Here is a 13,190-nt window from a genome sequence, read left to right on the forward strand (position 1 = left end):
TTGCATGAGCCAACAGAAGCCTGCTGCCTTTGGGGTGCAAAACGCAAATACAAACAAGATGCACCCAGCGAGTTGCAGCTAAAAAACTGCGCCTCTCGCCAGACAAGCAGTCCTTAACACTTCCCCGCTATTGCCTGTGTGGGGCGTGATCGCAGGAGTGTTGTTTTGATTGGTATTATCGAGAAGGTCATCGTTGACTGTCTTTTGGAAGTTGGCGACGACGAATTGCGCCAGGATGTGTTCTTTGACGCAGGGATTCCACCCGACCGGGTGTATCGCATGGACGAGCACTATCCCGACAGCGAGACCTCCAAACTGATTTCGTCGGCACTTTCGGTGACCAAGCTTGAACCGCAGCAGTTCTTTGACCTGTTTTCATACATCTTTTTCAACGTGGTGCAGGATGTGTTCCCCGAATTTCTGCGTATGTCAGCCTCATCCGAAGACCTGGTGCGCAAGCAGGCCAAGATTCACGCGCTCATCGCGGCAGGCAGTCGCAAACCGGGAGAGAGCCAAAAGTCGACCGACAAGTTTGAGCTGGAAGACCGCGGGCCACACGACATCGTTGTGCGCTACAAATCCGACCTGCAACTGTGCGGTCTTTACGAAACGCTCGTGCGCCACGCGGCGGAACGATATGGCGACACCGTTGAGATTGCGGCCCATGAATGTGCACATGACGGTGCCGAAGCGTGCACCATCGCGGTCAAGTGGACGGCAATTGCGGGCACGCCAACGCATCTGAACACGGTTACCGCGCCGGGGTTGGATCGGGCGTCGGACCGGGGGGTGGCCAATGGCTAAGCCTCAAAAAGCGGCAAAGCCCGAGGGCGATGACGTGCCCTTGGAACCTTCGGCACAGGACAAGCGGGCCACTCGAAAAGCGCGGCGCAAAGCGCGGCGGGCGGCACCGGGCGCACGCATCCGGGATCTGGCACAACCGCAAAGTGCGACAGACGCGATGGTCGCGTCCATCGCGGATCAACTCTGTGCCATTGTCGACGACAACTACGATTTTCGAGTCAAGGTGGACGCGCCGGACGGTGGCGAAACCCTCCAGGTTCAAAAGCTGACCGTGCTGATCAATTCCCTGCTTGAGAACGTGCGGCGCAGCATTGGCAATCTTTCCGAACTGGCTGAGGAACTCGAATCCAAAGTCAAGGAGCGCACGCAAAAGCTCGACCTGATTGTGCAGAGCTCGAATGACGGGGTGTGGCTGTGGAACCTGCAAACCGGCGATGTGGAATATTCGTCCCGGTGGCGCCAGTTGCTTGGCCTCGACAATGAAGCGCTGTCGCGCATCGAAGACTGGCTTGGCCGCGTGCATCCGGATGATCAGGAACGGCTGCGGTCCGCCATTCGGGCGCATTTGCAGGGGTCGAACCTGTATCTGCGCGAAGACTACCGCATTCAGCATTCGGATGGGACATACAGGTGGGTTTGGTGCCGTGGGCGGTGCCATCGGGACGAATCCGGGCGCCCGGTTATGATGGCAGGCACGCAAACAGATGTGCACCAGTTGCGGTCGCTGGATGTATCGACGGGCCTGCCAAATGAACAGAGCCTGATGGCCAGTCTCGAAGATCTGACGTCACGAGGGATCGAATTCCGGGCGATGGTGATTGGCGTGCCGCGCGTGGTTTCGATGAAAGAGGATATGGCGTCGGATGATCTGTCGATGTTGCGCGGCAGCATTGCACGTCGCCTGTCGGCCAGTTTGCCTTTCTCCGCGGTATTGGCGCATCTGTCCGGTGATTTCTATGCGGTTGTCCTGCCCGTGAATTGCAGCGACACCGCCATTCAGGCGGATCTGCTGGATCCGTTGCTGGATGCTTTTGATCGGCCCTTCCGTGTCGGGCGGCGCACTGTTGAACTGGACGTGGCCGTGGGCGTGACCATGCCGATCAAGACGTCGAGCCAGACGGCATCTGACATCATGCGTGATGCCTGGACGTCCTATCGGTGTGCGCGCAGCGCAGGCGCGCGGTGCAACATCCTGAGCGAACAACAGCTTGAGGATGCGCGCGACCGGATGAACATCCAGCAAGAGGTGCGTCGCGGATTGCAGCGCGATTGGTTCGTGCCGTATTTCCAGCCGATTGTAGATATCCGGACCCAACGGTTGCTGGGGTTCGAAACGCTCTGCCGTATGGCCCATCCTGAACTTGGCGTGATTTCTCCGGGCCGGTTCATCCCGGTTGCCGAAGACCTTGGGGTCATGGACGACATCAGCCTGCGGATGTTGGACCGGGCGTTGGTGCAGCTGGCGGACTGGGCCGCACACTCGCCCGCGCATCGTGATCTGTTTTTGACTGTGAACCTTGAGGCGCATCAGATCATGCAGCCCGACTTTATCGAGACGTTGGTATCGCGGCTTGAACGCGACAACATCCCGCCGCAGAACCTCAAGATCGAGATTGTCGAAAGCTCCATGGTTGGCAATTTCAGTGCGGCCGCCCAGAAAATCGCCGAAATCAGAGATGTCGGGGTGAAAATTGCGCTTGATGATTTCGGCACCGGCTATTCATCCCTGGAGTATCTCAATCAGCTGTCTTTTGACCTCATCAAGATCGACAAGGCGTTCGTGGACGACGTCGAAACGGACCCGCGCAAGCACTCCATGATCAAGATGATTTGCGTTTTGGCGGAAACGCTGGATGCGGAGATTTGTGTCGAAGGCATCGAAAATCAGGCGCAGGCTGATCTGATGTCCAAGCTGAACGTGGCCTATGGTCAGGGGTATCTGTTCTCCAAGCCGATCCCGCGCGAGGCTATGGCAAACGTATTGTCCAGTTGGGAGGCGTAGAGCCTGGTTCAAGCCGATCGCTGACAGCAATGTGCAAACGCGCTGAGTGGGCATCGCGCATGTCGCAGTTGCAAACAGGCCACTACGCAGGGTTGAGGCGTGCGCCGGAGCCATTGCCTTCGGCGCGCGCATCGCTACGGTCCGGCCATAGAGTTCAGAAATTGATGGAAGCGTGTTTGTGGTCCCAGCCCGCGCGACACCCTCTTTCCGGTCAGGCGCTTTGCCTGCATGATCCCGTGGATTGGATATGTCCGCCTGCGCGCAGCAACGCCCGCAGCGCGGTTCTGGAGTGTGGACACGGACACGATGATGGGCCGTGTCGTGATGTTGGCCGACGACGCGGCGGCGTTTCGCACATCCCTTGCCACAGCGCTTGACCCACGGGGCCTTGCCCTTGACCGCGTAGAGGCCATCGCGGCGGTTACCGACATGTGCAGTCCGGAACTGATCAGCACCGCTGAGAGTGCCGACACAGAAACACCACTGCTCTTTGGCCGATTGTGCGATGCCGCTTTGGAATACCCGTCTTGCATCGATGAGGCTGGCGTCAGTGACCTGATCCCCGATCCGTCGCTTTGGGCGCTGCTGGACGGCGTTGCGTGGCCGGGTTTGCCACAGCTGCTCGCCACTTCCGGCGACACGCACTGCTGTCTCTACGCGTCGACGGACGCGGGCACGCTGGCCTCCGGTCCCTGGCTGGTGCATCTGCGCCCGGGGTCCACCATGCTGGACGTCATTCTGCAGCAGGATCCCGAAAACCACGTCGGGATCTTTCTGCGCAGCGCGCTGAACATGGCTGACCTCAAGCGGCACTTGCGCCGGTTCACAATGGCCTACATCCCCGGAGAGGGTGAGGCGCCGGTGTATTTCCGGTTCTACGATCCCCGCGTCATGCTGGATATGGCAAGCGCGTTGTCAGGTCCGACGCTGGCGCGTTTCATGGCACCTCTGGACACGGTCTATGCCCCGCTCAGCCCCCGTACTGTGGTGCCAGACCACGGCGTCATGGCCTTGCCCGTCACACCGTTTGATACAGCTGACAATTGCGCTGGCAGGCTGGCCCGGATTACCTTGCCCAAGGGTGCAATGGCTGGCGGCAGCGGCGCATTTCGGATTGATGATGTAGAATACGAACGGTTCCAGAGGCTGCAGCGCAAAAAGGCCGAGCGCAGCCTCGCCCGCAAACTGAGCACCGAGTTTCCGGATCAGGATTGGGCCACCTATCGCAAGGCGGCACAAAGGGCACCGGGGGCGGCCCGCCAGTTCGGGCTGACATCCGTCAAACAGGTTTCCGTCATGGCGCGTGCCATGATGATGCGGGGCCCTACCTTTTGGGAGCAACATCCCGAGGCCGCCGCAATCCTGAAGCAGGACGGGATTGAACCGTGGCAAAAGAAGAACGCGCTGATTGATTGGCTGGTGTCGAGTATGCCGGTTTCAGAGGGGACCCCATGACTGCTGACCCACACACCACCTTGATGCAGGATGTGAACCGGACACTGGCCGGAATGATCGACGCAGGTCAAACCGGCATGCCGCAATACGGCCAGCTTGCCCAGGCCCGCTCCGGTCTGCTGAGCGAGCCTGTGGGCTCGCCCCGCTACCAAAGTCAGGAGGCCGTGGCCCGCGCCCAGATGGCGCAGGTCGAGGAGGCCAACCAGCAGGCCTTCGACCAACGTGTATCGAGCGATCCGGAATTTGCCGCCGCCGCGTGTGACTGTGCGCCGGGCGAGCCATGTTGCCTGCGCGCGTTCGAGGTCGAGGATGCGTCGGACGGGTCGCGCAAGGTTGCTTGGCCCATACCGCAGGACGGGCCGGGCCGGCTGTATGTCATTGCCAAGGATCCCGTGGGCGGACGGCCATCGGCCAAGGCCAAGGTCACGCTGACCGACAAGGAGACGTGCAAGTTGAACTTTGCGCGCCCCTCCGTCAATCCGCGCGGACACGCAGACGGGCCGCAGTCCATCCGTGATACGGACGAAATCACGGTCACGACCCCGTTCCAGATGCCCGCGTTTCAATCGACGATGCTGCCGCCTGAACTGATGACGGCGATCTATCTCGTCGGGTTGTTTCTTCAGGTCAAGGCCTACACCGAGCACGACGGCGCAACTGCGAACCCGTATCAATGCATGGTGCCGCGGGCCACCGGATTGGAGGTGTTCCCGCTGCCGCATTGCAAGCTGTCCGCAGAGGCATCCGGGTCGCTGGCGATCAGCATTCCCATTGGGCGGCGGCCGACCTGCACCATTGGCGTGTCCTGTCAGGTCAACGGCGAGGTTGGGAACCAGACATTGCAATACTCGGCCGGGGCACAGCAGATTTCGCGTCCCGTCGTTCCGCAGCAACAAGGCCCCATAAATCACCCGCTTTTCGACTATCTGGACAGTATTCAGAATGCGATGACGGGCCTTGCAGACGAGGGCAACCGGCAGCCCGTCGAACGCCGAGTTCCGTCGCCCAGTGCGGCGTTCACGCTCAACCTGTCGATCGGCTGCACCGTCGCGCTGCCGTCCCTGACGCTGGAGGCCATACCCTCCAGTCCGAACCTGCAACTGGCCGTTGACGCGTTTTCCATTTCGCTGAACCCGGCCGTCAGCGGCACCCTGGACCTGCTGGGGATTTTGCTGACCCACATACCCAACGGCAACGCGATCCGCGACGCGCTGGCCGGGCGCGGCAATGCGATGCGGGTCAATGCCAAGCTTGAGATCACCGTGGGCGGCAGCGGCACGGGGAGCCTCGCGTTGACGAACAACCTGCAGGTCGAAGTGGGCGATATCGATACGCTCGAGGCTGACCTGAGCGAGGCCAGTGTCACGTTGACCGGATCATGCCAGTTGACTGCAAACGTGCTGGCCCTCGCAGAGATTGATTTCGACACCTGGATCATCGACGCCTATGCCTCTGCCGGGGCGCGTGCGGACACCGGCTGGCAATTCGGCGCGCGTGTGACGAATTCCGAAGCCGGGCGCAAATTCGAGCGCATGCACCATTTTCAGGGGCTGATCCTGTCGGGCCATGCCGAGGCGGGTCTGGGTGGCGGGACCCGTGACGTGGTCACGTCAGACCCGCTTGCGGGCCTGTCCACGGACGACCGCGAAGTTGTAAACCGGACGACGGATGTGTTTTCTGCACGCTCCAGCCTTGCGCGCGGCACCTTTCGGGCTGTCATCCTGGAACCCAGTGGAGGGGAAGACAATTGGTACGAAGTCTAAATCTTTTCAACACATTGGCGCTTGTGGCGCTGTTCAATCTCTCCCCGATTTCCAGTGCTGCCGAGGAGCCGACAATGGCCGACGAACCCAAATATGACTACGGATTGAGCCTGCGGGCCGAGAATATCGTGGCCCGGTTGTACATCAATGGCGCACCGGTGGCCTTTCACGCGGATCTGCGCCCGATGAGCTGGTATCGCGGCGTCACGCGGTATCTGCGCAGTGGCACCAACAGCATTACCGTGGATTACGAACCGATCAACGTCGATACGCGCAGCTACACGCCCCACGGCGGGGTGATGATGTACGCCGAGTTGGACCAGTCGGAACAATCCAGCACGCAGGCGCGGGTCGATCTGTTTCACGGCCGCTTTGATGAAACGGCGCAAACCCTTGTCGCGAGCGACACTCATATTCTGACGGGCGCGCCGCTTGTGCCGCAGGCGGGTACCATGGCAGGTCCCGAACGGTACGCCGTGACGTCGGTCGACATGAATTACCCCGATCGGGACAGCGGGGAACATGCGCAGCGCGTCGCCTTTGAATTCACGATTGCCGACGACACGTTGGGCACGCTGCCGCAGGATGGCGCGCCAGAACTGTCCGACACGCCCGAACTGCGGATGGCGCTGTTTGAGGCCTACAGCACGCTGCACCAGAGCTTTGCCAATAGCGATACGGAGGCCTACGGCCAGCAGATGCAGGCGGTGTTGTCCCGCTTTGCCTATGTGCGTGGCGCCAAGGGGCGCGAGGACGAGCTTTTGGCCTATCAGGTGCAAAACAATCCGCTCGCCGGGACCGACGAAGAGCGTCTGGCCCCGTTGCCACCGCGCCTTGCATTCGAGACCGGCAAGCTGACATGGGGTGCGGAAAACCGCATGGTGGGTCTGGCGGATGCGCCAATCGCCTATCTCGGAGCAGACGGGCAGAAGGTCCGGCTGGTCGAAGTGATGTTCTGCCAGGGCGCGGATGGGACATTGTTCGTGTGCCATCAGAAGTAGGTCGAGGATGCAGATTTCGCATCAGCGTTTCCTCGTTGCATCCGGGACCCATGGGGTTTCAAAAACCGGGTGCGACCATCCCTCGCCCGTGCGGTTCCTTGTCAATCACCTGCCGGACCACGCCTAAACCCGACGAAAGCCACCGTGAGCAACACAAATTCCCGTATGAGGAGAGGCCAAATGTATGGAATTCCAGCCTTTTCAGTTCGCGGTCCTCATGCGACCCTGACACTTCGAGCGATGCCCACCGACATGCGGAGAACACGCTAGATGAATGCTTCATCTTCTTTTCAACAGAGCGCGCGTCGTGCCACGCTGAACACGGCGCTCGGACGTGACGCACTTGTCATGTTGCGTATGGACGGGGTCGAAACGCTGTCCAGCCCGTTCGAGTGGCGCGTGGAGGCCTTGGCTGACGAAGCAGACATTGATCTGAATGCGCTGCTTGGCACCCATGCGACGGTCGAACTGGAGATGTCGGACGGCAAACGCCACTATGACGGCATCGTGTGTGAGGCGACAAATGGCGGGATCGCGGATGGCGGGGCGCAGTATCACCTGGTGTTGCGCCCGTGGATGCACATCGCGGGCCTGCGACGGAACCACCGGATCTTTCACCGCAAGACAGTGGTGGACATCATTTCCGAGGTGTTGGGCGCCTATGCCGATCTTGGCAGCCCGCATTACCGCCTGAACCTGTCTGACAGCTATCCCGAGCTGGAATACACCGTGCAATACGGCGAGAGCGATGCGGATTTTGTCACGCGCCTGATGGAGCGGTTCGGGATCACATGGTGCTATGAGCATACCGATGGCAATCACACATTGGTGCTTGTCGACTTTGCAGACTCGCTGCCCGAAGTGCCCGGCGGATCGCGCCCGTTCTGGGGTGTGCAGGGCCACAATATGCACGACAGCGAGCATTTTTGGCATTGGGAAGGCGGCAACCGTGTCACGACCGGGTCGGTGCGTCTGAATGAATTCAATTTCAAAACGCCAAACGCCACGCAGGAAGTCGATCAGTCCGGCGACCACCGCTATGCGCAGGGCGACATCGAAAGCTATGACTATCCCGGCGACTACCTCGACACGGGCGAGGGTCAGACAATGGTCAAACGTCGTCAGGAACTGGAAGCCGGGCAGGGCGCGCGGCATCGCGCAACGGGGGACATTCCGGTGCTTGGTGCGGGGTGGTGTGTCACGCTGGAAGGCGACGATGTAGCGGGTGCCACGGGCAAGCGGTACATCTGCATCGAGACGCGGCACAGGTTCCGGGCGCAGGCCTATCGGTCCGGCGACACGGGCGGCGACGAGATGCCGTTTCAGGCAGACTACAAGTTGATGCCCGATGATACGCCGCTGCGCCCCGAACGCCGAACGCGCATTCCACGCATCCAAGGCCCGCAAACGGCGTTTGTCGTGGGCGATGGAGAGATTGATTGCGACGAATTCGGGCGCATCCTCGTGTGCTACCACTGGGATCTTGAGATGGCGTTTTCCATGCGCTGCCGGGTCAGCCAGAACTGGGCTGCCCGTGGCTGGGGCGGGATGGTCGTGCCGCGCATCGGGATGGAGGTGATTGTCGAACACCTCGAAGGTGACCCGGACAAACCCATCGTGACCGGCTGTGTCTACAACGCCGTGAACATGCCGCCGCATGCCCTGCCCGACAACAAGAGCCGGTCGGTGTTCAAGACCAAGAGCCATGAAGGCGAAGGGTTCAACGAGCTGACATTCGAAGATCAGGCGGGCGAGGAGTTCATCTATATGCATGCCCAGAAGAACCTGGATATGCATGTCAAAAATTCGTCCAAGCGTCGGGTGGAGTTCGACGACAACGTGTCAGTCGGCAACAACTCGAACCTGGATGTGGCCGCCAACCGGATGGAGACCATCGAAGGCACGCGCGAAACCAAGGTCACCGGCAAGGTGATGGAGCAGACGGACGAGGATTGGAACACGGACGTCGCAGGGGATTACAAGATCAAGGCCGGTGGCGATCTGACGATCAAAGCGGCGAACATCGTTCTGGACGCCAGCAAGGTCACGCTTGTGTCGGGCGCGGCTGCTGTTGTCGTGCAGGGTGGCAAGGTGGACATCGCACCGATGCTGCGCGTTGGCAGCGCGTCGCCCGGTGCCGCGGCGATCCCTGCTGTCCCGGCAGTGTTGCAGGCCGCTGCTGGTGAGGGGGCCCCGTTTGTATCCCACTGTCCGATGTCAGACGGAGGCAGCTGATGGTGCTGGCCGCAGGGGCTGGTCCGGTTGCCATCTCCGACATTCTGAGCGACGCAGGCGCGCCGCTATGGGCGATCATCGACGGTGCCTCCTGTCCGGAGATGCCGCAGTTGGTGCAGGACAATGGCGGCGTGTGCCTTTACCGGGCGGAAACACCGGCCGACGCGCCGCATGCGCCGTGGCTGATCCCCGTGCTGCCGGACACGCCCATCGCCACCGATCTGGGCGTCTTGGGCAACATCGAACACTGGGGCATTGTCTTTGCCTCCGAAGCATCAGAGCGGGACCTGCGCAATCACTTTCGCAAATTCACGATGCTCTGGACCCCTGCCGATACGCAAGCGCCGGTATACTTTCGCTTCTATGATCCCCGCGTGATGGGGGACGCCGTTCAGGCGCTGTCACAGGATCAACTGTCGCATCTTCTGGCCCCCGTGCTGCGCATGTGGCTGCCGGTATCGCCCTTGCTGGGCGGGTTCACCGGGTTGTCGCCGCTGGCCGAGGCGGACGTGTTTCGCGGCGATTTCCTGGAATTGGCCCTGCCGGAGGGGGCAGCACCGGTGCATCCCAAGGCGTTTCGCATCCTCAGCGGCGCGTATGGCGAGATGACGCGCCTGCACGGTGTGCGCAGCCGTCGCAAGCTGGCGCGGGATCTGCGTGAACGGTTCCCGAACGCACCCGAACAGGCGGTCATGATCTCGGCCCAGCTCGCGCCGGACAAGGCACCGACATACGGGCTGAAGTCGCTCAAGCAGATCGGAACCTTTGCCGATGCGATGATGATTTTCGGTCCCGAATTCGACACGCAACATCCCGATGCTGCTGACATTCTGAACCGGCCTGATCCTGTCGGGCTGACCAAGGCCAAGGCCCTGCGCGAATGGTTTGAGACCGCGCGGGCCGCCAAACGCGCTGGCGGACTGGCACCGCCTGCCGGAGTGCGCGCATGAACGACTATCGCCCGACCCTGAACGATATTGAAACCCTGGTGACGAACCACCCGGACAAGTTCACCAGCCCATTGATGACGCGCCGGTCCATTGCCAACGCGCGCGGGCAGGGCGTGATGGTCGAAGACATCACGGCGCAGGCGCAATACGGCGACTACATCAGCAACGGCGGTGAACCGATCGGTCCGGGTGGCGCCTTGCCCGGCCCTCTGACCCCGGCCAGTGATCAGGAATATGCAGCCCCCTGTGCCGTGTGTCAGGCCATCGGCGGCTGCTGTATCGATGGTGTCACCTTCTCGTGCAAACATGGCAATGAGAGGATGAAGCTCCCGCTTGAGGATACGACCAAGGATCCGGTTCTGGTCGTCGTGTGCGACGACGGGGCCAACCCGCCCATTGATCAGGTCAAGATCGAAGTGGCCCACACGCCCAATGACACCTGCTGCATGCCGCAGAAAAAGCCGAACCTGATCCTCAAGAGCACTCCGGAGGAAAGCGCGGTGGGCTACAAGCTGGAAACCGAAATCCAGCACGGCGAGGTCGAAAGCTGGAGCGGCACGGACCTGGAACTGTTCCTCAAGGCGACCGGCACCACGATCTGGGCCGACGTCAACGATCTGGGCCGGGATTCGAATTTCGAGATTGACGCCTGCGGTGGCTGTGCTGCGTGGGCGGCCAAGGTGCGGACCTTCCCCAAGCTCAGCTGGGAAGCAAAGGATTTCGCTTTTGAACTCGAAGGCACATATGACAGCAGCTTCAAATATGAATCCAAGGTCAAGATCGAGGGCGCTCTCGAAGGCACCTACATGGATTCGACCTTTTCGCTGTCTGCGGGCTATCAGTCCGGACCGACGCAGGAAACGAAATCCGCGGTACCCTTCCTCGACCGCGTGGTGCAGCGGCTGAAGTCCAAGGCCGGGAACGGGGCAGCGACACAGTCGCGTTCGATCCGGTCGTCGATCACGGCCAAGCACAAGATGAAGATGGCCAGCGCCAAATTCACTGTCAAGGAACGCCCCGATGACCACAGCCGGGTCGGGATCGAAGCGGATATTGGCATGGGCTTTGCCCCGCTGATCGGGATCGAGGCCAAGTTCGAGGTTATCGACATCCTGCTGACTATCGCGCAGGCCGATCCGCGCGTGCCCAAACGTGTGATCGATGCGCTGAAGGCGGCGCGCGACTGGATGGCGCGGGAACCGGACCCGACCTCCTTTGCCTATTTGCAGGGCAATGCGACCGTGGATCTGATCTTTGGCACCGAGGCATCGATTGGACAGTCGGCGACGCGCAACCTGTCGCTTGCCGTCGACGCCGCTGCCGCAGCGACGAACACACCCGCCGCGCCAGCACCCAGTGACGGCAACGTGACGCTGAAACATGGCCTGACGGATGATGGCTGGGACGTGACCGCTGCGGTCAAGGGCAAGGTCTACGTCAAGATGGTCGTGGATATCAAAGTTGATGGTAAGGTGTGGGTGGTCAAGGGGACGTTGTCGGCCAAGGGTGAGACTGGGTCCGAAATCGAAGCGACGCTGAGCACGCTCACGAATGCGCAAAAGCAGGCAAACAAGGGAGCGAAGTTGAATGTTCTCATCGAATGGAGCGGCGTTTCTGTCGATCTGGGTGCGTCTGCGTCCATCGGGGTCAGCGATTACACCGCCGGCGCGTCGTCGCAGACCAAGATCGAAGTGTTCCCGCCCGTCGAGCTTTACAAGAACGTGCTTTAGAACTGTTTTCTACGTTTGGGCCCTGCTGTGGGCCGGAGGTTTTGCGATGGCAGACGAACGAAATCCCCGCTTTGTGACGGTCGGCTTTGACCTCAATATCATTGCCGCGGAAATGCGGATGCGGGTGAACGATGTGCCGGTGTTCCGTCCCGGCACCGTGATCGGTGGCGAGGCCGAGATTGACACGTCCTTCCCCTTGAACCCGGTTCTGCGCAAGGGCCGGAATACGGTGCAGATCGACGTGCGCATGTTGCCGGGGGCGTCCACGGGGATGACACCGTTTTTCCGTATCGATGTGGGCCATTGGGACAACATGGGGGGACACTCGTCCTTTGACGGACGGCCCATGGCCTTGCGGATGCAAGTGGATCTGGCGACGCCGGATGCAGATGCGCCAGCCGTTCAGCGACTGACGCCTGTGGTTGAGGGGCAACCGCTGGTCAACGCGAACGAACCCACGCGCAGCGATGGCACGGGGATTGGCGACAGTTGGGCCACCTACAGTTTTCAGATCAACGTGGATGTCGATTTGCCGCCGCTTGCCTGGATGAGCGGTGAAGTCATCGACGACACCCGCAAGACACGCGCAGAACTCGCCGCAGAGATGCGTGAGGTCCACGCCGCGTTGGGGCAGGGCGCGGATGCGGCGCTCGAAGTGCTGAAACCCTACGTGACACGGCAGGCGGCTGCGGTCGGCGCCACACCCGAGGAATGGTATCCCCTTTTCCTTGCGGGCGATCTGGACGATCCCGATCTGACCCTTGTGCCCTTTGACATCGACGGCGCTGAATTCGCGACATTCGGTGCGGGCCGCCTGGCCACTTTCCTGCCCATGCCGCATCGGTTCGAAGGGACGGATGGCGGCATGCTGACATTGCAATTTTACTACTGGCAGGACCTGAACGGTCACTGGCAGATCATCCACTAGAGTTCGACAGGAGACCATTATGAAGCCCGCCGCGCGACTGACTGACAAACATGTGTGCCCCATTCACGGCCCCAATGCGATTGTGAGCGTCTCGACGGCGTCGACCTGTGACGGTCTGCCTGTCGCTCGGGTCGGGGACATGACCGCATGCGGCGCCACCATCCTCGTGGGAAGCCCTGTTGCCATCGTCGACAACAAACCGGTGGCACATATCGGGTCCCCCACCTCACATGGCGGGACAATCGTCACCGGATCCCCCAAGATGCTGGTCTGAACCAACCACCTCTGTTCAAAGGAAAAGGGCCCCGCTTTCGCGAGGCCC

The 13,190-nt window shown here is 61.0% G+C and carries 10 protein-coding genes; all 10 read left to right on the top strand.

From position 1 onward, the window contains the following. Nucleotides 1-165: 165 nt before the first annotated feature. The 10 genes from ACERHN_RS11105 (at nt 166) to ACERHN_RS11150 (ending at nt 13,142) form a co-directional block, all read left to right on the top strand. Complete coding sequence (locus ACERHN_RS11105) at nt 166-804, top strand: heme NO-binding domain-containing protein (RefSeq protein WP_415919089.1); 639 nt, start codon at nt 166-168, stop codon at nt 802-804. Continuing rightward, nucleotides 797-2,806, top strand: coding sequence for a putative bifunctional diguanylate cyclase/phosphodiesterase (locus ACERHN_RS11110; RefSeq protein ID WP_415919090.1), 2,010 nt, complete (start codon nt 797-799; stop codon nt 2,804-2,806). The genes ACERHN_RS11105 and ACERHN_RS11110 overlap by 8 nt, the downstream gene beginning before the upstream one ends. 228 nt (nt 2,807-3,034) lie before the next feature. Further along, nucleotides 3,035-4,261, top strand: coding sequence for a DUF4123 domain-containing protein (locus ACERHN_RS11115; protein WP_415919091.1), 1,227 nt, complete (start codon nt 3,035-3,037; stop codon nt 4,259-4,261). Further along, nucleotides 4,258-6,024: a hypothetical protein gene (locus tag ACERHN_RS11120; RefSeq protein ID WP_415919092.1), complete on the top strand. Its 1,767-nt coding sequence runs from the start codon at nt 4,258-4,260 to the stop codon at nt 6,022-6,024. Before ACERHN_RS11115 ends, ACERHN_RS11120 begins: the two co-directional genes overlap by 4 nt. A 74-nt stretch (nt 6,025-6,098) precedes the next feature. Next, nucleotides 6,099-7,025, top strand: a complete 927-nt coding sequence (locus tag ACERHN_RS11125; protein ID WP_415919093.1) for a hypothetical protein — start codon at nt 6,099-6,101, stop codon at nt 7,023-7,025. Between the two features lie 270 nt (nt 7,026-7,295). Further along, nucleotides 7,296-9,260, top strand: coding sequence for a type VI secretion system Vgr family protein (locus ACERHN_RS11130; protein ID WP_415919094.1), 1,965 nt, complete (start codon nt 7,296-7,298; stop codon nt 9,258-9,260). Further along, nucleotides 9,260-10,210: a DUF4123 domain-containing protein gene (locus tag ACERHN_RS11135; RefSeq protein WP_415919095.1), complete on the top strand. Its 951-nt coding sequence runs from the start codon at nt 9,260-9,262 to the stop codon at nt 10,208-10,210. The genes ACERHN_RS11130 and ACERHN_RS11135 overlap by 1 nt, the downstream gene beginning before the upstream one ends. Beyond that, nucleotides 10,207-11,940 (top strand): hypothetical protein, encoded by a 1,734-nt coding sequence (locus ACERHN_RS11140; RefSeq protein WP_415919096.1) that lies wholly within the window; start codon nt 10,207-10,209, stop codon nt 11,938-11,940. The genes ACERHN_RS11135 and ACERHN_RS11140 overlap by 4 nt, the downstream gene beginning before the upstream one ends. Nucleotides 11,941-11,986: 46 nt before the next feature. Further along, nucleotides 11,987-12,868: a hypothetical protein gene (locus ACERHN_RS11145; RefSeq protein ID WP_415919097.1), complete on the top strand. Its 882-nt coding sequence runs from the start codon at nt 11,987-11,989 to the stop codon at nt 12,866-12,868. Between the two features lie 19 nt (nt 12,869-12,887). Continuing rightward, entirely contained in the window at nt 12,888-13,142 is a 255-nt protein-coding gene (locus ACERHN_RS11150; RefSeq protein WP_415919098.1) for a PAAR domain-containing protein, read from the top strand. Nucleotides 13,143-13,190: the final 48 nt, after the last annotated feature.

The organism is Tateyamaria rhodophyticola (genome assembly GCF_047777875.1).
Classification (GTDB): domain Bacteria; phylum Pseudomonadota; class Alphaproteobacteria; order Rhodobacterales; family Rhodobacteraceae; genus Tateyamaria.